Annotated in this window: 26 protein-coding genes, 1 tRNA gene, 1 other RNA gene and 1 pseudogene; 10 read left to right on the top strand and 19 right to left on the bottom strand. The window is 68.2% G+C overall.

What is annotated here, in order from left to right; all coding sequences use genetic code 11:
• Window positions 1–583 precede the first annotated feature (583 nt).
• On the top strand, window positions 584–1573 hold the full coding sequence (locus ACQPYH_RS02650; RefSeq protein WP_432886000.1) for a helix-turn-helix domain-containing protein: 990 nt from the start codon (window positions 584–586) through the stop codon (window positions 1571–1573).
• 166 nt (window positions 1574–1739) lie between these two features.
• On the opposite strand, the gene ACQPYH_RS02645 is transcribed toward ACQPYH_RS02650, so the two are convergent.
• Window positions 1740–2837, bottom strand: a complete 1098-nt coding sequence (locus ACQPYH_RS02645; RefSeq protein ID WP_432885997.1) for an aspartate-semialdehyde dehydrogenase — start codon at window positions 2835–2837, stop codon at window positions 1740–1742.
• A 5-nt stretch (window positions 2838–2842) separates the two neighbouring features.
• The gene (locus tag ACQPYH_RS02640; protein WP_134106040.1) at window positions 2843–4111 is read right to left on the bottom strand and encodes an aspartate kinase; all 1269 of its coding nucleotides are present in this window, start codon (window positions 4109–4111) and stop codon (window positions 2843–2845) included.
• Window positions 4112–4342: 231 nt separating this feature from the next.
• Here ACQPYH_RS02640 and ACQPYH_RS02635 point away from each other — a divergent pair, with 231 nt between their 5' ends.
• Together ACQPYH_RS02635 and ACQPYH_RS02630 are read left to right on the top strand one after the other, a co-directional pair.
• The gene (locus tag ACQPYH_RS02635; protein WP_130445872.1) at window positions 4343–4666 is read left to right on the top strand and encodes an ArsR/SmtB family transcription factor; all 324 of its coding nucleotides are present in this window, start codon (window positions 4343–4345) and stop codon (window positions 4664–4666) included.
• A gap of 61 nt (window positions 4667–4727) precedes the next feature.
• Window positions 4728–5294, top strand: coding sequence for a dihydrofolate reductase family protein (locus tag ACQPYH_RS02630; RefSeq protein ID WP_432885993.1), 567 nt, complete (start codon window positions 4728–4730; stop codon window positions 5292–5294).
• On the opposite strand, the gene ACQPYH_RS02625 is transcribed toward ACQPYH_RS02630, so the two are convergent.
• On the bottom strand, window positions 5177–6388 hold the full coding sequence (locus ACQPYH_RS02625) for an MFS transporter (protein WP_432885990.1): 1212 nt from the start codon (window positions 6386–6388) through the stop codon (window positions 5177–5179). The genes ACQPYH_RS02630 and ACQPYH_RS02625 overlap by 118 nt on opposite strands.
• An 88-nt stretch (window positions 6389–6476) precedes the next feature.
• Between ACQPYH_RS02625 and dinB the strand changes: the two genes are divergently transcribed.
• Window positions 6477–7670 carry a DNA polymerase IV gene (dinB, locus tag ACQPYH_RS02620; protein WP_432885988.1) on the top strand — a complete coding sequence of 398 codons (1194 nt, stop codon included), beginning with the start codon at window positions 6477–6479 and terminating at the stop codon, window positions 7668–7670.
• Here the strand turns inward: dinB and ACQPYH_RS02615 are convergent.
• The 9 genes and pseudogenes from ACQPYH_RS02615 to ACQPYH_RS02575 form a co-directional block, all read right to left on the bottom strand.
• The gene (locus ACQPYH_RS02615; RefSeq protein WP_432885985.1) at window positions 7667–8311 is read right to left on the bottom strand and encodes an N-acetyltransferase family protein; all 645 of its coding nucleotides are present in this window, start codon (window positions 8309–8311) and stop codon (window positions 7667–7669) included. The two genes, dinB and ACQPYH_RS02615, sit on opposite strands and share 4 nt — an antisense overlap.
• The gene (locus ACQPYH_RS02610; protein WP_432885982.1) at window positions 8311–9918 is read right to left on the bottom strand and encodes a serine/threonine-protein kinase; all 1608 of its coding nucleotides are present in this window, start codon (window positions 9916–9918) and stop codon (window positions 8311–8313) included. Before ACQPYH_RS02610 ends, ACQPYH_RS02615 begins: the two co-directional genes overlap by 1 nt.
• Window positions 9919–9939: 21 nt before the next feature.
• Window positions 9940–10599, bottom strand: a complete 660-nt coding sequence (locus ACQPYH_RS02605) for a hypothetical protein (RefSeq protein ID WP_432885979.1) — start codon at window positions 10597–10599, stop codon at window positions 9940–9942.
• Between the two features lie 30 nt (window positions 10600–10629).
• Entirely contained in the window at window positions 10630–11145 is a 516-nt protein-coding gene (locus ACQPYH_RS02600) for a hypothetical protein (protein ID WP_432885976.1), read from the bottom strand.
• A 90-nt stretch (window positions 11146–11235) separates the two neighbouring features.
• Window positions 11236–11880 (bottom strand): DUF5063 domain-containing protein, encoded by a 645-nt coding sequence (locus ACQPYH_RS02595; protein ID WP_432885974.1) that lies wholly within the window; start codon window positions 11878–11880, stop codon window positions 11236–11238.
• Entirely contained in the window at window positions 11873–12472 is a 600-nt protein-coding gene (gene recR, locus ACQPYH_RS02590; RefSeq protein ID WP_432885972.1) for a recombination mediator RecR, read from the bottom strand. Before recR ends, ACQPYH_RS02595 begins: the two co-directional genes overlap by 8 nt.
• Window position 12473: 1 nt before the next feature.
• The gene (locus ACQPYH_RS02585; RefSeq protein ID WP_432885969.1) at window positions 12474–13031 is read right to left on the bottom strand and encodes a YbaB/EbfC family nucleoid-associated protein; all 558 of its coding nucleotides are present in this window, start codon (window positions 13029–13031) and stop codon (window positions 12474–12476) included.
• A gap of 2165 nt (window positions 13032–15196) precedes the next feature.
• Window positions 15197–16726, bottom strand: a pseudogene (locus tag ACQPYH_RS02580) (DNA polymerase III subunit gamma and tau); the annotation flags it as partial.
• Window positions 16727–16843: 117 nt separating this feature from the next.
• Window positions 16844–17482: a uridine kinase gene (locus ACQPYH_RS02575; RefSeq protein ID WP_432885966.1), complete on the bottom strand. Its 639-nt coding sequence runs from the start codon at window positions 17480–17482 to the stop codon at window positions 16844–16846.
• A 58-nt stretch (window positions 17483–17540) separates the two neighbouring features.
• On the opposite strand from ACQPYH_RS02575, the gene ACQPYH_RS02570 reads away from it, so the two are divergent.
• Complete coding sequence (locus tag ACQPYH_RS02570) at window positions 17541–18356, top strand: nucleotidyltransferase domain-containing protein (protein WP_432885964.1); 816 nt, start codon at window positions 17541–17543, stop codon at window positions 18354–18356.
• Window positions 18357–18433: 77 nt separating this feature from the next.
• On the opposite strand, the gene ACQPYH_RS02565 is transcribed toward ACQPYH_RS02570, so the two are convergent.
• Complete coding sequence (locus ACQPYH_RS02565) at window positions 18434–20059, bottom strand: long-chain fatty acid--CoA ligase (RefSeq protein WP_432885961.1); 1626 nt, start codon at window positions 20057–20059, stop codon at window positions 18434–18436.
• 163 nt (window positions 20060–20222) lie between these two features.
• On the opposite strand from ACQPYH_RS02565, the gene ACQPYH_RS02560 reads away from it, so the two are divergent.
• Genes ACQPYH_RS02560 through ACQPYH_RS02550 form a run of 3 tightly spaced genes read left to right on the top strand, consistent with a single transcriptional unit; the run spans window position 20223 to window position 21989 of the window.
• A complete protein-coding gene (locus tag ACQPYH_RS02560; RefSeq protein ID WP_130445862.1) occupies window positions 20223–20699 on the top strand; it encodes a MarR family winged helix-turn-helix transcriptional regulator in 477 nt (158 codons plus the stop codon).
• Window positions 20700–20701: 2 nt separating this feature from the next.
• On the top strand, window positions 20702–21100 hold the full coding sequence (locus ACQPYH_RS02555; RefSeq protein WP_130445861.1) for an SRPBCC family protein: 399 nt from the start codon (window positions 20702–20704) through the stop codon (window positions 21098–21100).
• Window positions 21101–21134: 34 nt separating this feature from the next.
• Window positions 21135–21989, top strand: a complete 855-nt coding sequence (locus ACQPYH_RS02550) for an alpha/beta fold hydrolase (RefSeq protein WP_432885956.1) — start codon at window positions 21135–21137, stop codon at window positions 21987–21989.
• Here the strand turns inward: ACQPYH_RS02550 and nadE are convergent.
• Window positions 21982–22800, bottom strand: a complete 819-nt coding sequence (gene nadE / locus ACQPYH_RS02545) for an ammonia-dependent NAD(+) synthetase (RefSeq protein ID WP_432885953.1) — start codon at window positions 22798–22800, stop codon at window positions 21982–21984. The genes ACQPYH_RS02550 and nadE overlap by 8 nt on opposite strands.
• A gap of 28 nt (window positions 22801–22828) precedes the next feature.
• An RNA gene (gene ffs / locus ACQPYH_RS02540) (signal recognition particle sRNA small type) lies at window positions 22829–22925 on the bottom strand.
• Between the two features lie 106 nt (window positions 22926–23031).
• Here ffs and ACQPYH_RS02535 point away from each other — a divergent pair.
• Window positions 23032–23847 (top strand): TIGR03620 family F420-dependent LLM class oxidoreductase, encoded by an 816-nt coding sequence (locus tag ACQPYH_RS02535; RefSeq protein ID WP_432885951.1) that lies wholly within the window; start codon window positions 23032–23034, stop codon window positions 23845–23847.
• Here the strand turns inward: ACQPYH_RS02535 and ACQPYH_RS02530 are convergent.
• From ACQPYH_RS02530 to ACQPYH_RS02515, 4 genes are all read right to left on the bottom strand, one after another.
• Window positions 23824–24348 carry a GNAT family N-acetyltransferase gene (locus ACQPYH_RS02530; RefSeq protein ID WP_432885948.1) on the bottom strand — a complete coding sequence of 175 codons (525 nt, stop codon included), beginning with the start codon at window positions 24346–24348 and terminating at the stop codon, window positions 23824–23826. The genes ACQPYH_RS02535 and ACQPYH_RS02530 overlap by 24 nt on opposite strands.
• A gap of 120 nt (window positions 24349–24468) precedes the next feature.
• A complete protein-coding gene (locus tag ACQPYH_RS02525; protein ID WP_432885946.1) occupies window positions 24469–24873 on the bottom strand; it encodes a hypothetical protein in 405 nt (134 codons plus the stop codon).
• On the bottom strand, window positions 24860–25210 hold the full coding sequence (locus tag ACQPYH_RS02520) for an RNA polymerase sigma factor (RefSeq protein WP_432885944.1): 351 nt from the start codon (window positions 25208–25210) through the stop codon (window positions 24860–24862). Before ACQPYH_RS02520 ends, ACQPYH_RS02525 begins: the two co-directional genes overlap by 14 nt.
• 9 nt (window positions 25211–25219) lie before the next feature.
• Entirely contained in the window at window positions 25220–25378 is a 159-nt protein-coding gene (locus ACQPYH_RS02515; protein ID WP_432885942.1) for an RNA polymerase sigma factor, read from the bottom strand.
• A gap of 96 nt (window positions 25379–25474) precedes the next feature.
• Between ACQPYH_RS02515 and ACQPYH_RS02510 the strand changes: the two genes are divergently transcribed.
• Window positions 25475–25559, top strand: a tRNA-Ser gene (locus tag ACQPYH_RS02510).
• The last annotated feature ends 29 nt before the right edge of the window (window positions 25560–25588 follow it).

Below are 25588 nucleotides of genomic sequence, written 5' to 3'. Positions count from 1 at the left end.
AGCCCTCCAGTCCGTCCCCAGAGCGGCTGCGGACGCCGACAGGTGCGCGCAGCAGGTGTGGAGACGGACCGGAGGCCGGCGGAGGACAGCGACGGCTGGAATCCCTGCAAAGATGCCAGCGCGCTGGGGACGGCAGCATCGACACGAGCGGTTGCGGCACACGGCGGAACCGGTCGCATCGGGCTTCTCCTCCTGATCGGCCTCACGATTGGAGATGCCACAGTTTGTACACCCTTCAGCACAGCGGGTGATGGCACGGAAGTGCGAGGGCACCGATGCGCCGGGATCGAGACCCAACCGAAACAGGCTCCGCTGACGAGACAGCGAACAGAGGCCAGAATTGGAACAGCAGCCCGGCGGCGCTCAGGTGGTCCGTCGCCGGGCTGCTGGACCTCAATTCTCGCTCACAACTGCGCGGAAATGGTGGCCAGATGGTGACACGGCACAAGAATGTTGATCGAACAACAAATATCGCTGCACGCATACACGTCGACACGGACCGTGCCGACGGCGCTGGACCGCCCCATTTACGCTTGAGGGACGGTAGCGGACGGTGACAGCACTGGGAAGGGAGGGGAGCAACGTGAGCACAACCGACACGGAGCGTGCCGGCCATTTGAAGGTGCTCGGGCTCAACGACGACGAGATCGAGGTCTACCAGCACCTGCTGCGGACCGGACCGTCGTCGATCACCGAACTGGACGACGCGGTCGCTGACCGGGAGCACCCGATCGACTCCATTCTGAGCGGACTCGTGCAGGCCGGCCTGGCCCGGCGGTCGGGCTCGGACCACTCCCGCTACCTGCCGGTGCCCCCGGACGCCGGTCTGGAGGCCCTGACGCTGCGCCGCGAGTCGGAGCTGAAGCAGGCCCGCATCGACGTCCTGAACGCGTACGACGAGTTCCGCCGGACCGTGCACAACGAGTCCACCACGCACCTGATCGAGGTGGTCACCGGCAGCGCGATCGTCGAGCGGATCCACCAGATCAAGGGCGGCGCGCAGCGCGAGATCCTGGCCATCGACTCCCCGCCGTACTACATCGGCGGTCCGAACCAGGAGGAGATCGACCACCTGAAGCGTGGCGTCGCCTACCGGGTCGTGTACTCGCCGGAGTCCGTCGAGGTGCCGGGGTACCTGACCGAGAACATCCTCCCGTGCGTGGAGGCGGGCGAGCAGGCTCGCGTGCTGCCCGACGTACCGGCGAAGCTGACGATCATCGACGGGTCGATCGCCTACGTCTCGATGTCGGTGCGCGACACCGAGGTGAACCGTTCGCTGCTGATCATCCGGCCGAGCAGCCTGCTGACCGCGCTGATCGGGATGTTCGAGCTGTGCTGGCGCAACGCGCTGCCGCTGCACGCGTCCGTCGGCACCGAGGACGACCGCCTGGAGCCGATCGAGCGCCGCCTGCTCGCACTCCTGGCAACCGGCGCCGCGGACGACACCATCGCCCGCACGCTAGGCATCAGCCGCCGCACGTTCTTCCGCTACCTAGAACGCCTGATGAACCGCACCGGCGCCAGCACCCGCTTCCAACTAGCCCTCCACGCCGCCCGCGAAAACTGGCTCTAGAACGCATCCAGCAGGCGTCAGCAGCGCCATGCACCCCCCGGCCCGCCCCCGCCCGCCGGGGGCGGCCCCACAACAACCCAGCCCCGCCCACCAGCCGGGCCGGCCCATAACAACCCCGCCCCCGAGCGAAGCGAGGGGGCGGGTGCTTGGGCTTTTGCGTTTGGGGTCAGGCCTTCGCCGGAGAGAACTCCTTGGCTACTACCTCGGCGATCTGGGCCGTGTTCAGCGCCGCGCCCTTGCGGAGGTTGTCGCCGCAGACGAAGAGCTCCAGGGCGTTCGGGTCGTCGAGGGACTTGCGGATGCGGCCGACCCAGGTCGGGTCGGTGCCGACGACATCGGCCGGCGTCGGGAACTCGCCCTCGGCCGGGTTGTCGAACAGCAGCACGCCGGGAGCATCCCGCAGTACCTCCCGGGCGCCGTCGGCGTCGACCTCCTGGACGAACCGCGCGTGCACCGACAACGAGTGCGTGGTGACGACCGGGACCCGCACGCAGGTCGCGGACACCTTCAGGTCCGGCAGGCCGAGGATCTTGCGCGACTCGTTGCGGACCTTCAGCTCCTCCGACGACCAGCCGTCCTCCTTGAGCGAGCCGGCCCACGGCACGACGTTCAGCGCGAGCGGCGCCGCGAACGGACCGAGGTCGTTGCCGACCACCCGCCGCACGTCACCCGGCGTACTGCCGAGCTCGCGGTTGCCGGCCACCTTCGCGAGCTGGTCGTACAGCGCGTCGATCCCGGACTGCCCGGCACCCGACGCGGCCTGGTATGACGCGACGACGAGCTGCTCGAGCTCGTAGCGGTGGTGCAGCGCACCCATCGCCACGATCATCGACAGCGTCGTGCAGTTCGGGTTGGAGATAATGCCCTTCGGCCGGTTCCGGGCCGCCTCGGCATTCACCTCCGGAACCACCAGCGGTACGTCGGGGTCCATCCGGAACGCGCCCGAGTTGTCCACCACGACCGCACCCTTGGCGGCCGCGATCGGCGCCCAGTGCGCGGACACCTCGTCCGGTACGTCGAACATCGCCACGTCGATCCCGTCGAAGGCGTCCTCGCTGATCGCGACGACCTCGACCTCCTCGCCGCGGACCTTCAACCGTTTACCCGCGGAGCGCTCGGACGCGATCAGCCGGATCTCTCCCCAGACGTTCTCCCGGGTCGAGAGCAGGGTCAGCATCACCGACCCGACGGCCCCGGTCGCACCGACCACCGCCAGCGATGGCAGGCCCGCCCGGTCCTCGATCGTGTTCTCCACAGCGCTCACAGGGGTCACCGTCCAGTTCCTCCGTACACGACAGCCTGGGTGTGCTCGTCGTCCAGATCGAATGCGGTGTGCGCCGCGGTCACGGCAGCATCCACCAGGTTCTCGTCCACCACAACCGAGATCCGGATCTCCGAGGTGGAGATCATCTCGATGTTCACGCCCGCGTTCGCGAGTGCGGAGAAGAACTTCGCCGAAACGCCCGGATGCGAGCGCATTCCGACACCGACGACCGAGACCTTGCCGATCTGGTCGTCGTACAGCAACTGCTCGTAGCCCACCTCGTCCTTGATCCGGGCGAGGGCGGACATCGCCCGGGCGCCGTCGACGCGGGGCAGCGTGAAGGAGATGTCGGTGCGGTTGGTGGCGATGGCCGAGACGTTCTGCACGATCATGTCGATGTTGGTCTCGGCGCCGGCGACCGTCTCGAAGATCCGGGCCGCCTCACCGGGCTTGTCCGGTACGCCGACGACCGTGATCTTGGCCTCGTTGCGGTCCTGGACCACGCCGGAGATTATCGCCTGTTCCATCTCATCCATTTCCTTGGCATCGACGACCCAGGTGCCTTCCTTCTGCGAGAAGGAGGAACGCACGTGGACGGGGACGTTGTAGCGCCGCGCGTACTCGACGCAGCGCAGGTGGAGCACCTTGGCGCCGCAGGCGGCCATCTCGAGCATCTCCTCGTAGGAGATCTTCGGGATGTGCTTGGCGGCCGGCACGATCCGCGGGTCCGCGGTGAAGATGCCGTCCACGTCGGTGTAGATCTCGCAGTAGTCCGCCTCGAGCGCGGCGGCCAGCGCCACCGCGGTGGTGTCGGAGGCGCCGCGGCCCATCGTGGTGATGTCCTTGGTGTCCTGGGCAACGCCCTGGAAACCGGCCACGATCGCGATGTGGCCCTCACCGAGGGCGCCCTCGATCCGGCCGGGCGTGATGTCGATGATGCGCGCGTTGCCGTGCGCGGACGTCGTGATCACGCCGGCCTGCGAGCCGGTGAAGCTGCGCGCTTCGTACCCCAGGTTGGCGATCGCCATCGCCAGCAGCGCGGCGGAGATCCGCTCACCCGAGGTGAGCAGCATGTCCAGCTCGCGCGGCGGGGGCAGCGGAGAGACCTGCTGGGCCAGGTCCATCAGTTCGTCGGTGGTGTCGCCCATGGCGGAGATCACCACTACGACGTCGTTCCCGGCCTTCTTTGTCGCGACGATCCGTTGGGCCACGCGCTTGATGCAATCGGCGTCGGCGACCGAAGAACCGCCGTACTTGTGTACGACGCGTCCCACAGTGTTTCTCCTCAAACCACTGGTTGCGGTACGCCGTGCGGCGTTGCACCAGGCGTAGTCTCGTCGGTCATTCTAGCCGTGACCTGACCGTTGCCTACCGGCCGACCAGCACCCGGGCGACCCGTCCGGCAGATCACCGTCAGTACGGGAAGGTTCCCCGGGACCGGCCGTCGCCAACCGCAAACCGTCCGGCGACTTGTTCATATAAGTCATCGCTGAAATACTTGCCCGGTGCACGCGTTCGACATTCTCGGCGATCCAGTCCGGCGCCGGATCCTTGAGCTGCTCGCCGACGGCGAGTTGCCGGCCGGCAGTATCGCCGGCACGATCGGCGCGGAGTTCGGCATCAGCCAGCCGGCCGTCTCCCAGCATCTGCGGGTACTGCGCGACAACGGCTTCGCGACCGTGACCGTCGACGGCACCCGGCGGCTGTACGCCGTCGACCCCGGCCCGCTGCGCGAGATCGACACCTGGCTGGACCGGTACCGCAAGTTCTGGATCAACCGCCTCGACGCCCTCGAGACCGAGCTGCACCGCGGCCGCCGGAAGGACTGACAACCTTCGGGCCGGAGTTTGCATCTGGCTTGGTATGCGGAACATCGTCGCCAGGCTGTGCATGTCCGAAGATGGCATCGTCGAACGGCCGGAGCAGTGGCTCACCGAGCCCCGGCAGGCCCTCGGGGAGCTGGTCGCCGGAGCGAGCACGGTGCTGCTCGGCCGCAAGACGTTCGAGCGGTACGCCGGAACGCTGGCCGGCCTCGAGCACACCCGGAACCTCGTGATCGGATCCCGTCCCGTGGTCGCCCGCCCCGGCACCGAGATGCTGCAGGGCGACACCCGCCGCGTGCTCGCCGCCCTGAAGGCAGTGCCGGGCGACGACCTGCACGTGATCGGCAGTCTGTCGCTGGTCCGCTCGCTGCTGCGGTGGCGACTGATCGACGAGGTCTCGCTGCTCATCCACCCGATCGCCGCGGGCCGGGGCATGCTGCTGGATCGCCGTCCGCTGCGATTGATATCGATGTGCGCGCGCGACGGCGGCGTACTCGAGGCGAACTACCGGGTGCGCTACGCCGCAACCGCCGTACCCTCCACTGCACTTGTCTCGGCCGGCCGATGGGGCGGCACGCGGAGCAGGGACAGGGTCGCCAGTACGCCGAGGCCGGCCGTCAGGACCCACGCGTAACGAACGCCGAACGCCTCGACCACGGCACCGGCGACAGCGGAGCCGATCGCTGACCCGACCATGCCGCCGCTCTGGGTCCAGCCGAAGATCTCAGTGTGCGCGGCCGTCGGCGTGAGTGCGCCGACGCGCTCGTAGAGGGCTGCGACCGTCGGAGCGATCATGCAGCCCGTCGCGAACATCGCCACCGCCAATGCGAGGACTGACGACGTGGCGAAGATGCAGACCGCGACCAGTGCGGAGAACACCAGCATCCGCCGCCACACTGCCGACGTACGGCCGCCGGGAAGCGCACCGTTGATCACTCCGCCGGTCACACTCCCCACCGCCGCCACAGTCTCGAGAATGCCTGCAATCAAACGGTTGCCGTGCTCATCGGCCACGGCGACCATTCCGAGCGACATCGAAGCGAAGCCCATCACCAGACAGGCCCAGGCGATCAGGATCGGCGTGCGGTGCGAGTGAAAGATCAGCTGCCAGGCAGTAGGACGCGGCCCGGCTGACTCGTCATGCGGTACGTCGGTCCGCTGGTTCATGCCGAACCACCAGATAGCGGCTGCGGCCGTGATCGCACACGCCAGCAGGCCGGCGCGTGGACTGGCGAAGCTGACCATCAGTGCGCCGAGCATCGGGCCGAAGACGAACAGGAGCTCCTGCGCGGTCGCATCCAGCGAGTAGACGGCCCGTAGACGAGAACCGTGCACAATCCGCGGCCAGTTGGCGCGCAGCGCCGAGGTGACCGGCGAGACGAACACACCGGCCAGCACGGCGGCGATCGGGAGCAGCCGGTACCAGCTGTAGGGCATCAGGGCGAGCACTGCCATCCACAGCCCCCAGGCCATCCCAGTGCCGATGACGACCTTCCGTGCGCCCCTGCGGTCCGCCATGCGTGACCAGACCACGCTGGCGACCGCAGTACCGACCGAGTAGGCGCCTGCGACCACACCGGCCCAGCCGAAGTTGCCGGCGGCGTCCTTCGCCAGGAACGCCAACGGGACCATCGTCGCCAGCACCGGCATCCGTGCGACCAGCGCCGAGGCCAGGAGCGCCACCACGCCGTGGGTCTTCCAGAGATCGCGGTACGCCGACAGGTCCATAAGCTGCATTCTTTCCTGACATCGTCGGCCACCGCTTCGGGAATTCTCCCTATCTCATTTTGTCGGTGGTATATGCGAACATGTGTTCGTGTCCCTGGGTGGTGCGAACATCCTGCATGCCGACCTCGACGCGTTCTACGCCTCGGTCGAGCAGCGGGACGACGCGCGCCTACGCGGCCGCCCGGTGATCGTCGGCGCCGGCGTGGTGCTCGCCTGCAGCTACGAGGCCAAGGCGTACGGCGTGCGTACGGCGATGAACGGCGGGCAGGCGCTGCGCCGCTGCCCCGGCGCGATCATCGTCGAGCCGCGCATGTCGGCGTACTCCGAGGCCAGCAAGGCCGTGTTCAAGGTCTTCGAGGACACGACGCCGCTGGTCGAGGGACTGTCGATCGACGAGGCATTCCTGGATGTGGGCGGGCTGCGGAAGATCCGCGGGACTCCGGTGGAGATCGCGCGGCGGCTGCGGGCCGAGGTGCTGTCGCGCGTCGGGCTGCCGATCACAGTCGGGGTGGCGCGGACGAAGTTCCTGGCGAAGGTGGCGAGCGGGGTCGCGAAGCCCGACGGGCTGCTCGAGGTCGCGCCGGACCGGGAGCTGGAGTTCCTGCATCCGTTGGATGTTTCGCGGCTGTGGGGCGTCGGCGAGGTGACGGCGGAGAAGCTGCGCAACCGTGGGCTCACGAAGGTCGGCGATGTCGCGATCCTGCCCGAGGCTGCGCTCGTCGCGATGCTCGGGCGGGCCTCCGGGCGGCACCTGCATGCTTTGGCGCACAACCGGGATCCGCGACCGATCGAGGTCGGGCGACGACGGCGGTCGATCGGTTCGCAGCGGGCGCTGGGTCGGTCGCCGAAGTCGCCAGCGACGCTCGACGCCGTACTGGCCGGCTTGGTTGACCGCGTTAGTCGTCGGATGCGTAACGCGGGACGCTCGGGTCGGACGGTCACGTTGCGGCTGCGGTTCGACGACTTCACGCGGGCTACCCGATCGCATACGTTGCCTCAGGCAACTGATCAGACGCGGGCGATTCTGGTCACGGCGCGGGCCTTGCTCCGGGCCGCGCATCCGCTGATCACCGCGCAGGGCATCACGATGATCGGCATCTCCGTCGGCAACCTGGAGAACGAGGCGGCGCTGCAGCTTGCCCTGCCGTTCGACAAGGCCGCGAACAACGAACTCGACTCGGCGCTCGATCAGGTCAAGGACAAGTTCGGCACCGACGCAATCACCCGCGGCATCCTGCTAGGCAAACGCCAGGGCCTGGAGATGCCGATGCTCCCCGACTAATCGGCGCTCGGCTTGTCAGCGCAAGGCTTGTCGGCGCTCGGCTTGTCGGCGCTCGGCTTATCGGTGCCGGGCTGGCTGGTGGGGTGCTGGCTGGTGCTTGGGTCGTCGGTGCTTGGGTCGTCGGTGCTTGGGTCGTCGGTGTCGGCCTGGCTGGTGCTGCGCTGGTCGGTAAGGCGGAGTTCGAGGACCAGCTCGTCGTGGAGGGGAATGTCGTACGAGCCGATGGGCGGGATCGTGGGTTTGAGTTTGCGGGACTCGTCGACTGCGCCGGGTCTGACGTCGACGATGCGCATGCCGCGGCGCTGGTAGAAGCGGAGGGCGTCGAGGTTGTCGTTGGTGGTGATCAGCCAGACCCTGCGGGCGCCAGCTGCTCTTGCTACTTCGGCGGCGGCTTCCAGCAAGGCAGTACCGACGCCACGGTGCTGCGCCGGAGCGTCGATCGTGACGACCTCCAGCTCCTGGTCCTGCAGGTTGTACGTGAGCAGGCCGACGATCCGGTCGTCCTCTTCGGCCACGATCGCCGGCAGCGTGGTGGCGTCGTACGCGACGCCGTGAGCACCCGCGATATGACTACCCCACGACGTGATGAGCAGCTCGCTGATTCTCGGGCCGTCGGCGGTGGTCGCTGGTCGGATCTTCATCAGTAGGAATTGTCGTGGATCCGGCCCGCGTACCAGTTGAGCGCAGCGCGGAGCTCGTTGACCTGCGTCTGACGCCGTGACTGCGTGGCGCCGTGCGCGATCGGGTAGATCCGCAGGCCGCCATGGTGACGACGGTGAGAGACCGGCAGCTGGTTCTGGTACTGCGGTTCGAGCCATGCAATCAGCCAGGGACGCTTGCTGTCCCCGCCGACATGTAACCGCGTCACCCCGTACCAGGGAATCGTCGCTTCGCGGTAGGCCCGATTGATCGTCAAGCCCTGCGGAGACAGCCGAAGCACGACTTTAGGCCTGAGCACCAGGATCCACTTGCGGATCGCGAAGTACAGAAAGGTCAACGAGACCAGACCAAGAAACGTCGAGACGACCGGATGCAAAACCTGCAGCTGCGAATCCCGCGGCGCAAACGCGAGACAGAGAACCGTGCTGACCACCGCAAACACCACCGCCCGAACCCGACTCGTCCCAAAACTCGCCCCAACCACACCCGCCCCCACCACCCCACCGGGGCCCACCACACCGGCCTGCCCCGCCACACCAGCGAGACCCGCCGAGCCGGCTGGCCACACCACACCACCCGGCCCCACCACAGCAGGCGGCCCCGCCACACCAGCCGGCCCCGCTGCGCCGGCCAGGTCTGGCGGGCCGCTCGGCGTCGGGCCTTGGGCGAATGTTCCGGTTGGCGGCGGCAGGGGCGTGGGTAATGGCGGCAAGCCCCGTCCTGCTGTTGGCGGTAGGACCCTTGTGGCGGGTGGCAGGACGATCGTGGGTGGGTTGAGAAGGGCTGTCGGGACGGGCGGTCCGAGGAGCTGCAGGATTTCCAGCGGTGTCGGGCGTTGTGCGGGATCGCGCGCCAGACACCGGCGTACGACGTCGTGCAGCGGACCCGGGAGCGGTGGGATGTGTGGATGCTCGTTGACGATCCGGTGCAACATCGACGCCGGATTGCCTGTCGCGAACGGACCGCGCCCCGACGCCGCGAACACCAGCACCGCACCGAGCGCGAACACATCGCTCGCCGGCCCGATTCCGGTCCCGGTGATCTGCTCCGGCGACAGGTAACCCGGCGTACCGATCACCATCCCGGTCGCCGTCAGACTCGCCTCCTCCAACGCCCGCGCGATACCGAAGTCGATCACGCGCGGGCCGTTGTCGGTCAGGACGATGTTCGACGGCTTCAGATCGCGATGCACGACACCGCTCGCATGGATTGCCATCAACGCCTCGGCCAAACCACTCGCGAGCGACTGCACTCCGGCCGGCGACAACGGCCCGGACGTCTCGATCGCCTTCTGCAGCGTAGGTCCCGGCAAGTACTCCGTCGCGAGCCACGGGCGATCCGCATCCGGATCGGCGTCGACGACGGCGGCCGTAAACGCGCCACTCACCTTCCGTGCAGCGTCGATCTCGCGGGCGAACCGCGCCCGGAAGCCCGAGTCACCGGCGAGCTCGTCGCGCACCACCTTCACCGCGACCAACCGCCCGCCCGGCGAACGAGCGAGGTAGACCGCACCCATCGCCCCACGGCCGAGCCGGCCCTGGATCGCGAACGATCCGACCACGGCCGGATCGTGTGGATGCGTTGTCATCGGGCGACACGCTAACGCGCTTCAGGACCGCGGGTAACCGATCTCGGCGATCCCTTCGGAGAGATCGCTCAATCGTCGCTGCCTGTTCAGCGAGGTGACGACGTACTCCGTCAGCGGCATCAGCGCGTACACGTGCCGGACCGCGTCGAGGTCGAGCGCGACTTCGTAGTACTCCTCGGCGAACGTCAGGTACGCCTCGGGCCGGCCGTCTGCGACCAGTTCGAACAGCCAGTCAGCGCCGTCGCGGTCCGCGTTCTCCACCGGGCCGGAGCTCCAGACCGGGTCATCCGTCGTACGCCAGAAACACACGGTCGCGCGCGGCACACCGTCATCGCTGAACGCCTTGTCGTCCCGCGCCGCGTGGAACACCTCCGGTACGCCGTCGAGCAGCCCGGGCCAGAGCTTGTGACCGTTCGCGTACGGCGACATCGGCGACTCGTGGTCGAACCCGTACGCGAACGCGCCGTCCGGCGAGAACACGATCGAGTACTCGCCTCCCGACCCGTCCCGCATCAACCCGGCCTCTTCGGTCTCGGACCACCGCGCGTCGAAGTCGTAATACCTGGTGCTCGCATCCTCGTTGAGCACCAGATCGAGCACCGCCAACGCCCGACTAACCCGCCGAACCGTCCCAACATCCGGCAACCGCCGAATCACCTCATGAACAGACACCCGCGCCATTCAACCGACCGCCAGGTCCAGACGCCACCGTCAGACCGGGTCGAGATAGCGTCGGCCGTTCGCCATGATCGCGGTGCGGAGATGCTGGCGGCTCACCAGTCGCCGCTTGGTCGACTGCCCATGGGCGATCGGGAACAGTTTGTACGAGCCGTCCCGACGCCGGGACACGGGCACCTCAGCCGGGTCGACAGCGGGCGTCAGTCGCGCCACGATCCACGGCCGCTTCGGCTTGCCGTCGATGCGAATGTCGGCCACCTCGTACCAAGGGATCGTCGCCTGACGCCCGCCGGACGACACCCTCAGGTCGGTCGGAGTCATGTGCAGCTGGATGGGCTTGCGCAGAACGTACAACCAGTTGCGGACCGCGACAACCAGGAAGATCAGCCACAACAGCGCCACCGGAATCCAGCCGACCGGATCTCTCACGAAGTCGAGGTTGTGCGGCACGAGAGCCAGCAGGCAGAGCGTGCTGATCACGGCAACGATGGTCTGGCGCCTACGCGTCGTGGTGAACATCGCGCCGTCCAGTTGCTGCTGCTGTTGCATCGGGCCTCCTGACCGGTATCGAGTCCTCACCGTATGGGCTGAGGACCCCCGCGTGGGCCGATCAGGAGCAACCTGTGGATAACTCTGGGATCAGCGGCGCTGGACGGCCTCTTCGGCGACCTCGACGAGCTCGCGATCGGTCGCCTCGGTCTCCGCGTCGTGCGCCGGCTCGAGCCGGTCGTGCGCAATCAGCGACTGGATGGCCCGCAGTACGGCGCTCGCAGCAGCGCCCCAGGTGGAGACGTACGAGAACTGCCACCACCACAGCGCCTCGACGACCCTGCCGTCCTCGTAGTGCGCGAGGCCGTGCACGAGGTCGGTCGCGATCGCGGTGAGGTCGTCGGAGAGCCGGTTCACGGTGATCTCCGGCGGAGCGGCGTACGGATCGAAGACCTCGGCGTACTCGTCCAGGCCCTCGAACAGCACCGCGAGCCGGTCGCGCATCGCGTCGAGGTCCGGGTCCGGGCCGGCGTCGCTCTCGAACCGCTCCTCCGGGACGAAGTCCTCGAACGCACCGAGCCGGCCGCCGGCGAGCAGCAGCTGGCTCACCTCGAGCAGCAGGTACGGCAGCGAGGCGAGGCCCTCGTCGATGCCGTCCTCGTCCGGCTGCGCGGCGATGTCGCGCACCGAGATCAGGAAGCTCCGGACCTGGTCAGCGATCTGTTCGGCGAACTCGGTGAGGTCCTCGGAGTCCGTGGCCAATGCGCGCTCTGCAATATCGGTTGGTTCAGTCATCGATTGATCGTCGCCCTTCAAACGCCCGTCCGAGTGTGACCTCGTCGGCGTACTCGAGGTCACCGCCTACAGGAAGTCCACTAGCCAAACGGGTGACGCGCAACCCCATGGGCCGCAGCAGGCGGCTCAGGTAGGTGGCCGTCGCCTCACCCTCCAGGTTCGGATCGGTGGCCAGGATGATCTCCATCACTTCACCGCTGGCCAGCCGTTGCATCAGTTCCTTGATCCGCAGCTCGTCCGGCCCGATCCCCTCGATCGGCGAGATCGCCCCGCCGAGCACGTGGTACCGGCCGCGGAACTCGCGGGTGCGCTCGACCGCGACAACGTCCTTGGCCTCTTCGACCACACAGATCAGACTCAGGTCCCGGCGCGGGTCACGGCAGATCCGGCACTGCGCTTCCTCCGCGACATTGCCGCAGATCTCGCAGAACTTGACCTTCTCCTTGACCTGGATCAGCACGTGCGCAAGCCGCCGTACGTCGGTCTCGTCGGCCGCGAGCAGGTGGAACGCGATCCGCTGCGCGGACTTCGGACCCACTCCGGGCAACCGCCCCAGCTCGTCGATCAGATCCTGAACGGCGCCCTCGTACACGTCAGACCGGGTTCTGACCGGACGCGCCGGCCTCGCTTCCCGGGTTCACGAACCCGACGCCGCCACGAGTCTCGTCCTGCGCTTGGCCCCGGCTCTCGTCCGTGCCGCTCTCAGAGTCATCGCCTGACCCTGACTCGACCGCCGGGGGCGCACTGGGCAGGCCGAAACCTGCCGGCGCCGACTGTCCGGCCGGAGCGCCACCGCCGAAGCCGGGGATCCCGCCCTCGCCACCGAACGCGCCGCCGAGCCCACCGGCCAGCGGACCCATCGCGGCGGCAGCAGCCTGCTTCGCGTTCTCAGAGGCGTCGCGGACCGCGGCGACGACCAGGTCGGCCAGCGTCTCGGTGTCGTCCGGGTCCACGGCCTCCTTCTTGATGTCCAGGCTGAGCAGCTCGCCCGTGCCCGACACCAGAGCAGTCACCAGACCGCCACCGGCCGACCCCTCGATCTCCTGACCTTCGAGGTCTGCCTGCGCTTCCATCAGCTGGTTCTGCATCGCCTGCGCCTGCGCGAGCAGGTTGGACATGTCGAAGCCCCCAGCACCGCCACCGTCGAACACTGCGATCTCCTCGTCCGAACCGCTCTCCCGAGCCCCGAGCTTGCCTACCCGGCCCCCGACACGCGTCCGACGACCGGAGACTCAACACTAGCCGGTCGGTCGGACAACCCAGCGAACACCCAGAAACCGACCAGTCTCCCCAAAGTTATCCACAGCCGTGTGGACAGCTTTTCCCACAGGGTTGTGGATCATGTGGACACCCAGCGCGACGCTATCGCCACAGCTGTGGACGAGCCTGTGCGAGTGACTTTCAGCTGAACTCAGCTGGGCTCTTCGGTGATCATCTGGGCGCCAAGGGTCTCCCTCAGCAGATCGGTATGCGTCCGCGGATCGTCATCCAGCACCACATCGTCCTCGCCGATCGACGCAGCTTCCTCCTCCGGCGTCAGCGGCACCTCGGGCACAACCGGCGCCCGCGCCGCAGCCCGAGCCTGCTCAGCCGCCACCGCAGCCTCCGCCGCCCGCCGCTTACTGGCCGCCTGCTCCCGCCGATCCACCGGGGCCTGCTGAACAGCAGCAGGAGCTTCCCAGGCATCCGACTCCGGAGGCACCTCGTACTCCGAATCCGGCGGCTCCTGCAGCGCAACACTCCCCGCGTCCGCCCATGCCCCACTCTGGCCACCGGCCGCCCCAGCGCCACCCGTACGGGTGCCACCCGCGCCGGCCCTCACCCCACCTGCGCCACCACTGCCAGCCCCAGCAACCCCAGGCCCTCCTGCGCCACCGCCGCCAGGCTGACCGGCACCAGGCCCTCCGGCTCCACCGGAGCCAGCTCGTCCAGCCCCACCCGACCCAGCACCACGCTCGCCAGCCCCACCCGGCGCGGCCGTTCCTACTCCACCCGCAGAATCACCATCCGTGCCTGGACCACCGCCGAAGCCACCGATGCCATCCACCGCACCAGCTCCCGACTGCCCGTGCCCACCAGCTCCAAACCCGCCAGCGCCCCCAGCCCCGTCAGCGCCACCAGCCATCCCGGCCCCGTCAGCGCCGTCCCCAGCACCCGGCCCGTGGCCGACTACGCCACCAGCAGCATCCCCACCGGCACCACGCGCACTCGAACCGTCCGCGCCACCCGCACCCGATCCAGCCAGCCCCAGGCCACCTCCACCCGGACCCGCGGCACCCGAGCTACCTGCACCCGGACCACCGATGCCTGCAGCCGCAGCCGCATCTGAGCCACCCGGCCCGAAGCCACCTGCCCCCGAGCCTCCAGTACCACCGCCACCCGGCGTGCCTCCGCCGCCCGGCGCACCACCGGGTGCGCCCTGGGCACCACCACCCGGTCCGCCCTGACCGGCTCCGCTAGGTCCGCCCTGCGCACCACCGCCGGTCCCTGGCGCACCACCGTGACCGCCGCTAGGTCGACCACCGGAGCCCCCGGCACCACCGGAACCGCCAGAACCACCGGCGCCCGGGTCGCTGGACGGGTCGACGACGGCTTCCACGCGGCGGTCGACGCCGATCGTGTCGTTCATCGCCTGCCGAAGAATCTCGTCACTGCCGGACCGCGCAAAGCTCTCCCGAGCCCCCGCGTTCACCAGCCCGAGCGTCAAGGTCTGATCGTCGATCGCGATCACCTGCGCGTTCTGGCTCAGCATGATCCAAGCAAACCGCCGCTTGCTCTTCACAGCCTCCAAAACCTCAGGCCACAACCGCCGAATATCCGCCAACCCAACCGGCCCACCGGACGCCCCACCGGACGCAGCACCGCCCGCAGCACCGCTCCCCGCGGGAACTGCACCACCAGCAGCTACGCCACTCGGCGCCGCACTGCTAGTCGAAGTGTCGGGACCATCCCCCCAAGCACCTGTTCGCCCACCGCCACCACCCGAACCCACACCACCAGCAGACGGGCTGCTAGGAGCTGCACTCGCGGCGCCAGCCGGCTCTGCGCCCGCCGGAGCAAACCCAGCACCTGCGCCACCCGCACCGGCTCCACCACCCCCAGCCGCAGCTCCACTGGCTCCACCGGCCCCGTCACCTGCGCCAGCTGCTCCTGCTCCACTGACCGCGCCAGCTGCACCCGCCCCGCCAGACGCGTCCACCGCACCAGGTCCCCCGGCGGCACCCGGACCACCAGCTCCAGCACCTGCACCGGCCGCACCCGCTCCATCGGCTCCAGCAGCTCCACCGGCTCCACCCGCCGCACCGGCCCCAGCAGCTCCACCGGCTCCACCCGCCGCACCGGCCCCAGCAGCTCCACCGGCTCCACCGGCTCCAGCAGGTCCACCGGCTCCACCGGCTCCAGCAGCTCCAGCAGCTCCAGCAGCTGATGCTCCGGCAGGGTCGGCGTCCCCGTCGCCACCAGCGGTGGTTGCTCGGGACCCGCCTGCGGCTGCAGCGGCTCGTGCTGCCGCCCGGCTTGCTACTGCGTCTGCTCCGGATGCGCCTGATGCCGCGTAGTCCGACGCACTACCTGGAGGGCCGGCGCCCGGCGTACCTCCACCGGACGCGAGCGGCTGGCCCGTGGACACAGGTCCTGTGGCGGCTTGGTGCGCGGCGTCCGGCGTACCGGCTGGGGCGCCTATGGCTAGGCGGCGTTCCATCCGGTCCAGGCGGGCCTGGATGCCGTTTGTGGAGTCGTCGGCGCCGGGGAGGAGGACCTTGGCGCAGATCAGTTCGAGTTGAAGGCGAGGGGCGGTCGCGCCGCGCATCTCCAACAGGCCGGCGGCGACGATGTCCGCCGCGCGCGTCAGCTCGGCCGGACCGATCCCGGCGGCCTGCGTCTGCAGGCGCTCGCCCTGGTCCTCGGCCGCCTCGATCAGACCGGACGCGACAGCACTCGGTACGGCGGACAGCACGACCAGATCGCGCAACCGCCGGAGTAGATCCTCGGCGAACCGCTTCGGATCCTGACCGGTCTCGATGACCTTCTCGATCGTCTCGAACACCGCCGCACTGTCATGCGCCGCGAACCCGTCCACACACGCATCGAGCAACGAGTCGGGAGTGAACCCGAGCAGCGCGACCGCCAGCTCGTACGTCACCCCGCCCGGCCCGGCCCCACCGATCAACTGATCCAGCACGCTCAGCGAGTCACGCACCGAGCCCGCACCGGCGCGCACAACCAGAGGCAGCGCGGCCGGCTCGATCGCCACGCCCTCGGACACGCACAGCGTGGCCATGTAGTCGGCCAGCACCTTCGGCGGCACCAGGCGGAACGGGTAGTGGTGCGTACGCGACCGGATCGTCCCGATGACCTTGTCGGGCTCGGTGGTGGCGAAGATGAACTTGAGGTGCGGCGGCGGCTCCTCGACCAGCTTCAGCAGGGCGTTGAAGCCCTGCGTGGTCACCATGTGCGCCTCGTCGATGATGTAGATCTTGTAGCGCCTCTCGACCGGCGCGAAGAACGCACGCTCGCGGAGATCACGCGCGTCGTCCACACCACCGTGCGACGCCGCGTCGATCTCGATCACGTCGATGCTGCCGGGACCGCCGCGCGCCAGGTCGGTGCACGACTTGCACACACCGCACGGCTCGGCGATCGGGCCCTTCTCGCAATTGATCGCGCGGGCGAGGATCCGGGCGCTGGTGGTCTTTCCACACCCGCGCGGTCCGGAGAACAGGTAGGCGTGATTGACCCGGTTGTTGCTCAACGCGTTACGCAACGGCGCCGTGACATGATCCTGCCCGATCACCTCCGCGAAGGTCTCCGGGCGATACCGGCGATACAAGGCAAGGGGCGCTTCCACCCGGCAACCCTAGCGCTGCCGTCTGACATTTCCTCGCCCACGCACCCCGCCGCCCGACTGGTCGCGTCCAACGATCACAATCGCACAACCGCGGCGGCCCCAGCACCCGCGGCCGGATCAGGTACTTCGGACCTGGATCGCCGGGTGAGCCGGGTCGTGGTGCTCGATGACGACGGTGGCGGCAACGGCCGGATCGCACTGCGCCTGGTACGCACGCCAGCCCGGGATGAACTGCGTCTCGAACACCTCCCGAGCGGCGTCCTCCCCGCCGTACCGGTCGCGGTCGCGGAGCAGGCCGCGCCGAAGCATCTCGTCCTCGCCGATGTCCAGGCAGATGCCGACATCCCAGTACGGGCGTAGCGCGGTCTGCAACAGGAACACGCCATCGACAAGCAACACTGCGTCGTACGGCGCGGTGCCGGTCGCGCCGTACGCGTCCCGATACCCCCGATCACCACCCGGCCCTAGCGGGATCAGTAGTCCGGCGATCAATGCAGCCAGGTCGAAGTTGTCATCGAAATAGCCGGCTGCTGCCACGCCTGGAGACTCCGGGCGCTCCTCGACCGGCCGGATGTAGTCGTCGACGCTGACCCGGATCGCTGGACGGATGCCGGACAACGCGACGGCGAGTTCGTCGGCCAGCGTCGTCTTGCCGGCCGTATCGGGCCCGTCGACCGCAACCCGTACCGGACGATCGCGGGAAATGCCGTCGATGACCTCGACCAACTGAGTCAGCACGGCCTGCCGGGTCGTCACCCTTGCGACCGTAGTGCCCCGACCTGAGGAAACGCCAGACACGGTCTAACGTGGCGTGATGGTGACTGGGGATGAACGGCAGCAAGGGGTTATCGCGCGGGCTCAAGAGGTTCTGCCCGGGGACGAGCGGGTGCTCGGGGTGTACCTGATCGGGAGCTATGCGACGGGCGCGGCCGACCGCTTCAGCGATGTCGACCTGCATCTCGTGGTGACGGATGACAGCCTTGAGTGGTTCAAGGAGCACTGGGACGACGTACTGCGGGAGCTGACCGGGCCGACCGTGCTGACGGACGGCGTCCCGGGTTTGATCGGCGGACTGGGGATCACGCCGGATTGGTTGCACGTGGATCTGTTCGTGCACCCGTTGGCGTCGTTCGAACGGGATCAGTACGACGGCGTGCGGGTGCTGTTCGACCGGGACGGGTCACTGTTTCCGGACGGCGATATCGCTGCGAAGGGCGGTCAGCCCGGCGAACCGTACTGGCCGGCGCCGAACGTCAACCTCTTCTTCTACTTCCTCGGGAACCTGGTCACAGTCCTCGGCCGCGACGAGCGCATCGTCGGAAACCAGGGCGTCGGCGCCATCCGCGACCAGCTCGTCGCGCTCATGCTGGCCGAACGCGGCGTACGCCGAACCACCGGGCTCAAGCGCCTCAACGCCCTACTCTCCGACGAGCAACGCGTCGCTCTCGAAGCCATCCCTAAAGCCAGCACCGATCCCGCCGACATCATCGCGGCGAATCAGTACATCTGCCGCCAGTTCATCACCCGCGGCACCGCACTGGCCAAGCTGACCGACAACCCATGGCCGGCTGAGTTCGTCGACGCAACCCTGACCCACCTCCGCAACCACTTCCAGGTCGACTTCGCCTGACCCAAGCAACTCCTGATGGTTGCCGTAGGCATACACCTCGCATGCCTACGGCAATCAACCCGGGATCCGGCGCCGAGTCACTGCAGGTGGTAGTTGGCAAACCGCGTGCGGAGGTCCTTCTTGGAGAACTTGCCGACTGAGGTCTTCGGGACCTCGTCGATGAACTCGACCGCATCCGGGACCCACCACTTCGCGACGAGCGGACGCAGGTACTCGAGGATGTCCTCGCCGGTCACGGTCGCACCCTCCTGGACGACGATGCACGCAAGCGGTCGCTCGTCCCACTTGGGATGTGGCACACCGATGACTGCGGCTTCTCGCACTGCCGGATGGGCCATCAGCAGGTTCTCGAGCTCGACCGAGCTGATCCACTCGCCACCGGACTTCACCAGGTCCTTCGTCCGGTCGACGATGCGGACCGAACCGTACTGGTCGATCGCGGCGACGTCGCCCGTCTTCATCCAGCCGTCCTCGGTGTTCAGCTGAGCACCATCGTCAGGTCGGTAGTACTCGGCGGCGATCCACGGACCGCGAACCTGCAACTCGCCGGTGGCCTCGTCGTCCCACGGCAGCGCCTCGATCGAACCGGGCTCGACGATGCGCACCTCGACTCCTGGCAGCGGCAGACCGGCCCGGGCGCGCAGGTGCGCCTGCTCTTCCTCGGGAAGGTCGGCGTACCGCGCGGGAACGTGGGACGCGGTCGCGACCGGACTCGTCTCGGTCATCCCCCACGCCTGCAGGATCGGCCGGCCGAGCTTCTGCCGGAACGCCTCCGACAACGCCAGGGGCACGGCGGAACCGCCGCACGGGATGCGCCGCAGCTTCGGCAACTCGACGCCGTCGAGCAACGGCAACAGCCCCTGCCAGATCGTCGGCACCCCGGCCGACAGCGTGACCTCTTGCTCCTGGAGCAGCTTGAGGATCCCCGCCGGGGTCATGTCCGGCCCCGGGAACACCAGCGATGCGCCGGCCATCGGCGCGGCGTGTGCCAGACCCCAGGCGTTCGCATGGAACATCGGCACGACCGGCATCACCGTGTCCGTCTCGGTCAGCCCGATCCCGGAGTTCGTCAGTACGCCGATCGAGTGCAGCCAGGTGGACCGATGCGAATAGACGACGCCCTTCGGGTGTCCCGTCGTACCGCTCGTGTAGCACATCGCGGCGGCCTGGTTCTCGTCCTCGACGTGGAACTCGACCGGCTCCGCCGCGGCCAGCAGCTCCTCGTAGTCGTGGAACCGCGGGTCGTCCGGGACCTCGGCACCCGGCGCCCCAGGCGGCAGGTCGTCCATCACGACCACGTGCCTGACCTCCGGGAGCCGCTCGAGCAGTGGCAGGAACGCCCCCAGCAGCGAGCGGTCGACGAAGACGACCTCGTCCTCGGCGTGATTCGCGATGTAGACGATCTGGTCCGGGAAGAGCCTGATGTTGAGCGTGTGGAGCACCCGACCGGTGCAGGGCGCGGCGAAGTACAGCTCGAGGTGGCGCCCTGAGTTCCAGGCGAACGTCCCGACGCGACCGTCGGCGGTGATCCCGAGCGTGTCCAGGACGCCGCCCAGACGTCTGGTCCGCTCCGCCCACTCGGCGTACGTCCTCTTGGTCGGCGCCGGACCGCCGGTGTAGACGGTCTTGTCCGGGTAGAACTGCTCGGCCCGGCGGAAGATCGTGTCCAGGGACAGTTGGTAGTTCTGCATCAGACCCTTCATGCAGACACTGTGCCAGCCGCCACGTCGCCTTGGCCATGACCTCAACCGGACTTTCTCCGGCACTCTTCCGGAACCCGTCGCCTGAGGCAACAGCTATCGACCGATTCCGCAACACTCGCATCCGATAGATGTCATGACACACGTGTCGTGTAACATATTGGTCATGAAGGTTGTCGAGGAGCTTCGCTATCTCGTGCTGGCGATCCAGCGCGAGGGCAATCGGCTGCTCGCTGCCGAGCTGCGCCCGCTGGGCATAACGCCTTCCCAGGCAGAGGTTCTGCGCGTCCTGCGGGACCACGGTCCGCTCACGCTCAACGCTCTCGGCGGGCTGCTGGTCTGCGAGACCGGCAACAGCCCGAGCCGCCTCGTCGATCGCCTCGTCGCCCAAGGACTGGTGAAACGCGGTATCGACAAGGTCGACCGGCGTTACCTGACGCTCAGCCTCACCACGCAGGGCCGGGCCCTGCACCGCCGCATCGTCACCGCGGAAAACCGGCTGCACCGCACCATGGACGACCTCGTCGCCGGACAGGCCCTCGACGAGACCATCAGCACGCTCCGCACGCTCGCCGGCGCCTTCCCGGCCGGCGCGGCCCTGGCCCGTCGCCGGGATCCCGAACTCGCCACTCAGGAGAACTAGTCATGGAACAGGCCACCGAAATCATCCACGCCGGTCCCGCGGCGATCCGCCACGTCCTGCTCGACGCGCTCGCGCTCCCGGAGTGGAACGAGGCGTTCCTGGCCATCGACGGACCTGCCGAGGCGGATCTGAGCAGCAGCTATGCGCTGCGGGTCCGGCCTGGTTTCGCCGGCGAGCTGCAGTACACAGTGGTTGAGCCAGACCGGATCGAGATCAGCTGGCAGGTGCCCGGGTTCCGCGAGGTCGGGACGTGGACGATCGGTCCGGACAGCCGCGTCACCCACACGTTCGAGCAGTCCGGTCCGCTGGCGAACGTCCTGCGCCCGGCGTACCGAAACATCGCCACCATCCGCCTGGCCCGCCTCGCCAACCGCGTCCGCCAGTTCAGCCACGCTGCCTGACGGGTCGACCCGCTCGGGCCGTACGCTCCGTGCCATGCTGATGGAGATCCGCGGCACCAGGCTGTACGTCGACCAGCGCGGACCTGAGGATGCGCCCCCGCTGCTGTTCATCCACGGAGGCCCCGGCGCGGGCTCGTACGACTTTCTGGCGTTCCAGGGCGATCGGCTCGGCCGGAGATTCCGGCTGATCGCGGTGGACCAGCGCGGAGTACAGCAGTCCGACCCGCTGACCGGACCGGTGAGCGAGCAGGATCTGATCGCCGACTTCGAGGCACTCCGCGAGAAGCTCGGAGTGGAGCAATGGTCGATCCTCGGCCACTCGTACGGCGGTCGCCTGGCGCTGCGGTACGCCATCGCTCACCCGGACGCCGTGACCAAGGTCGTCTTCGAGAACCCGGGCTGGGACATGGTCCTCGCGAGCGACACTCTCCTTCGCGCCGCGCTCCCGCTGCTCCCCGGCGTGGAGGCGCCGCCGCCTCACACCGGACCGGCAACGAAGGCCATGTGGGACGAGCGGATCGCAGTGCTCGCTCAGCTCGGCGATCGCAGGATGGAGATCTACACCGGACCGGACGCCCGGGACCTCCAGCTGCCGGCGGACACCGAGATCTCCGACGAGTACCACTCGCGCTCCGGTCACTTCCACGACCAGATCACCAGATCGGCCAGCTTCGGCGAGCCAGTCCTGCAGTACTTCGCTCAGCTGATCCCGCCCGCTCTACTGATCAAGGGCGAGTACGACCCGGCCACCAGCCAGCAGGAGATCGAGCTGTTCCGGTCCGACGTACCAAACGGCACCTATTACTACGCGGCCGGCACTGGCCACTTCACGCATGCCGAGCAGCCGGACCTCTACGCCGAGCTGGTGACGGAGTTCTTGCTCAGCTGAACGCGAGCGGTACTGCGCGCTTGTGAGCGGTCCGGCGGTGAGTAGCGATGATCGTGCTCGCCGCCTTCTCGTCGACGTCGAGACCCTCGAGGAAGTCGTCGATCTCGTCGTACGTCACGCCCAGCACGGCCTCGTCGGGCACTCCGGGGTTGTTCGTCTCCAGGTCGGCCGTCGGCACCTTGCCAGTGGTCTGCGGCTCCGCACCGAGCCGCTCACCGACCGCACGGACGCGGCGCTTGTTCAGACCGGACAGCGGCGTCAGGTCGCATGCGCCATCGCCGTACTTGGTGAAGAAGCCCATCACGGCCTCCGCCGCGTGGTCCGTGCCGATCACCAGCGCGCCGCGGGCACCGGCCACGACGTACTGCGAGACCATGCGCTGGCGTGCCTTGATGTTGCCGACGTGGAAGTCCTCACGGTCGCCGAGCCCGGAGTGCCGCACCGACTCGACCATCGCGTCGGTGGCCGGCTTGATGTTCACGTCCAGCGTCTCGTCCGGCTTGATGAACTGCAGCGCGCGCTGCGCGTCCGCCTCGTCGGCCTGCACGCCGTACGGCAGCCGCATCGCAACGAACGTCGCCTGACCGCCCTCGGACCTGATCCGCTCGACCGCGAGCTGCCCGAGCCGCCCTCCGACAGCGGAGTCGACGCCGCCGCTGATGGCGAGCACGTAGCCCGCCGCGCCGGTCGCCCGGAGCCGGTCGGCCAGGAACTCCACCCGCTGCTCGATCTCGTTGTCCACGTCGAACGTCGCGGGCACGCCGAGCTCGGCGATGATCAGTTCCTGCAGATAACGGCTCTCGGGATTCATCGGACTCCTCACGACGCCAGGCCCCGGACATAAGGATTCCCCGCGCACCCGGAAGAGCTCACTTACCCTTGCTGCCTTCCGGCCCTGGGGGGTTTGGGCGAGATACCGCCACGCGGGGAACCAGCCATGAGTGTACGGGATCCCTCTCGCCAACCGGGAATCGGACTCCACCGCACACGCTCTGAGCGAACAGCCTGGCCGCCTGACCCGATCCAGGTTCACTCTGGATGAGTGACGGATCATCAATTCGGCCCCTTCGGGATCACGACCGGGCTTGACAGCAGTGCTGAGTCGATTGCCGCGGCACAGGCGGCGGAGGAGCTCGGGTATCCGGCGATCTGGCTGTCCGGCGGTCCGCTGCCCGGGCTGCAGACGATCACCGATCTGGTCGGAGCGACGACGGCGATCAAGTTCGTCAGCGGGATCCTGGCGGTGTCGAAGTACAGCGCAGCCGAGGTGGATGCGACCTACGCCGCACTGGAATCGACTGCGCCGGGACGGTTCACCGCTGGTCTTGGTGGGGCGCACGGTCCCAAGCCGATCGCCACGCTCAACGCGTATCTGGACGAGCTGGACGTACCTGTGGAGCGTCGGCTGCTCGCTGCGCTCGGTCCGAAGATGCTGGCGTTGGCCGGCGAGCGGACTGCCGGTGCGTACCCGTTCCTGACCAGTGCGGCGTACTCCGCCGAGGCGCGGAAGGTGCTGGGCCCGGACAAGCTCCTGGCCGTCAGCCACCTCGTCGTACTCGAACCGGACGCGGACCGTGCACGGGCCATCGCTCGGGACACGATCAGCTTCTTCACGAGCATCCCGGGGTACATCGCGTCGCTGAAGCGGCAGGGGTTCGGTGAGAGAGATCAGGCTGAGCTGCCCGACCACATGGTCGACGCGCTGACGGCGTGGGGTAGTCCGGCCGACATCAAGTCCAAGCTGACCGAGCACCTGGACGCCGGTGCCGACCATGTCGCAGTCAACGTGCTCACAGGTGTGACCGGTCCGCAGCCGATCGAGCAGTGGCGGACGCTAGCTCCCACTCTGCTCGGGTAGCGGCTTCTCGTAGAGGCGGGCGATCGACTCGAGCTTGTCGTAGCGGTACGGGCGCTCCTCACCGGTCGGCTCGAATCCTTGCCGCTGCCAGAACCCCGTGGCGACCTGAGCGTTGGTGTCGACGACGGCGAGGCGCAGCATGCGGCTCTCGGGCCACGTGGTCGCGACGTACAGCTCGACGAGGTTGTACGTCGTCGTGCCGTAGCCAAGGCCTTGGTGCTTGGCGTGGACCTCGAGCAGACCGATGAAGGCAGTGTGGTCGTTTGGGAAGCCCCTGAGCAGGTCGACGACTGCAACCAGCTGGTCCGCGGCGAAGGCGCCCAGAACGACCTTTGACTCCTCCGGGAGGTCCTCCGGCCGCATCAGCAGCAGGCTCTGCGCGTCGGCCGGCCCAGGCGGGTAGCCGGTGATGCGCTCGGTGTACCCGGGATCGGACTCGATCAGCTCCTGCAGCGCGTCCACGTCTCCCGGGCCGATCGGCCGCAGTACCAGCTCGTCCATGCGGCCGACCCTAGATGAGCAGACCGACCACCAGCAGCACAATTAGCAGCCCTGCGATCGCTACGCCGGCTCGTTTGCTCCCGAAGCGTCTGAGGGCTATCGCCAACGGTCCGATGGGTTTCATCGTCGCTCCAACCGTTTCTTCGCCACGTGTGTGTAGAGGACAGCTGCCAGCGTCACAAGGACGAACGGGACGCCGAGCGCACCGTGACCAGCGAGCGCCAGTCCGGCCGCGAGCAGCACCGCGAAACCGAAGGCGATGCAGGTGGCGATCACCCTGTCCTTGGCGAACAGGCGACCGCGTCGGCGGAGTACCTGAGCCGCTCTGACCATCACTACTAGCCCTACGAGGACGACGGCCGCGAAATCGAGCTGCGTCCTTTGTGGGAGTCCGTCGTCGGTCAGCCAGAGCGCAGTGACCAGTACGACGACCGCGGCGCCACAGAGCTGCACCAGCGAGCGGACTCGCAGCCGGAGCGACAGTGCGTCCTGCAGGCCGGCGATGGTGTCTTCAGCTGAGATCACGATCCACCTCCTCCCGCAGTAACCGGCGCGCCCGGTGCAGACGTGATTTCACGGTCCCCACCGGTACGGCGAGCACCTCGGCGCACTCCTCCAGGCTCAGGTCCTCCAGGTGGAACAACACGAGCACCTCCCGTTCCAACACAGACACGCCGCCCACAAGCCGCCGTACGTCGAGCCGGTCGACCACGTGGTCCGCCGGATCGGGTTCGTCGTCCTGCGTGAGCCGCGGCTGGTCGGCGTACTTCTCACGCAGTTGGTTGACCACGCTGCGACGGGCGATCGTGAAGAGCCAGGCGGCGAACCGGTCCGGCTCTTTGAGGCGCGGCAGCCCGCGCACGACGGCCAGTCAGACCTCTTGCGACACGTCGTCGGCCACGTCATCGCGGCCCAGCATCTGCCGCACATACCCCCAGACCGGCCGGTGCCACCCCTGCACCAGCTCAGCGACCGCCTCCCGGTCCCCCAGCTGAGCCCGCACCACCACCGCCACCCAACTCCGCTCCACCCGCCACCTCCTTCCCTCCCACAGTCGCCCGACCCACCTCCAAGGTTCACGCCCCGATTTCAGATTCCCCCGCCCCCTTCGGTATCCTCTCCGCTTGGAGGATTCGCCTAGAGGCCTAGGGCGCACGCTTGGAAAGCGTGTTGGGGGCAACCCCTCACGAGTTCGAATCTCGTATCCTCCGCGAGTCTCCCGGACTGAAGAAACCGCAGG

Origin of the sequence: Kribbella sp. CA-245084 (genome assembly GCF_050942355.1) — a bacterium.
Taxonomy (GTDB): Bacteria; Actinomycetota; Actinomycetes; order Propionibacteriales; family Kribbellaceae; genus Kribbella.
The sequence above is the reverse complement of the archived record's forward strand: the minus strand, read 5'-3'. Positions and strand labels throughout refer to the sequence as shown.

What these genes read in the sequence shown, in the direction of transcription:
- ACQPYH_RS02550 (WP_432885956.1), top strand. Translation starts at nt 21,135, where the DNA reads ATGCTGATGGAGATCCGCGGCACCAGGCTGTACGTCGACCAGCGCGGA.
- ACQPYH_RS02615 (WP_432885985.1), bottom strand. Translation starts at nt 8,311, where the DNA reads ATGAAGATCCGACCAGCGACCACCGCCGACGGCCCGAGAATCAGCGAG.
- ACQPYH_RS02630 (WP_432885993.1), top strand. Translation starts at nt 4,728, where the DNA reads ATGTCCGAAGATGGCATCGTCGAACGGCCGGAGCAGTGGCTCACCGAG.
- ACQPYH_RS02530 (WP_432885948.1), bottom strand. Translation starts at nt 24,348, where the DNA reads ATGGACGAGCTGGTACTGCGGCCGATCGGCCCGGGAGACGTGGACGCG.
- ACQPYH_RS02605 (WP_432885979.1), bottom strand. Translation starts at nt 10,599, where the DNA reads ATGGCGCGGGTGTCTGTTCATGAGGTGATTCGGCGGTTGCCGGATGTT.
- ACQPYH_RS02600 (WP_432885976.1), bottom strand. Translation starts at nt 11,145, where the DNA reads ATGCAACAGCAGCAGCAACTGGACGGCGCGATGTTCACCACGACGCGT.
- nadE (WP_432885953.1), bottom strand. Translation starts at nt 22,800, where the DNA reads ATGAATCCCGAGAGCCGTTATCTGCAGGAACTGATCATCGCCGAGCTC.
- ACQPYH_RS02555 (WP_130445861.1), top strand. Translation starts at nt 20,702, where the DNA reads ATGGAACAGGCCACCGAAATCATCCACGCCGGTCCCGCGGCGATCCGC.
- ACQPYH_RS02610 (WP_432885982.1), bottom strand. Translation starts at nt 9,918, where the DNA reads ATGACAACGCATCCACACGATCCGGCCGTGGTCGGATCGTTCGCGATC.
- ACQPYH_RS02570 (WP_432885964.1), top strand. Translation starts at nt 17,541, where the DNA reads ATGGTGACTGGGGATGAACGGCAGCAAGGGGTTATCGCGCGGGCTCAA.
- ACQPYH_RS02595 (WP_432885974.1), bottom strand. Translation starts at nt 11,880, where the DNA reads ATGACTGAACCAACCGATATTGCAGAGCGCGCATTGGCCACGGACTCC.
- ACQPYH_RS02625 (WP_432885990.1), bottom strand. Translation starts at nt 6,388, where the DNA reads ATGGACCTGTCGGCGTACCGCGATCTCTGGAAGACCCACGGCGTGGTG.
- ACQPYH_RS02565 (WP_432885961.1), bottom strand. Translation starts at nt 20,059, where the DNA reads ATGAAGGGTCTGATGCAGAACTACCAACTGTCCCTGGACACGATCTTC.
- ACQPYH_RS02560 (WP_130445862.1), top strand. Translation starts at nt 20,223, where the DNA reads ATGAAGGTTGTCGAGGAGCTTCGCTATCTCGTGCTGGCGATCCAGCGC.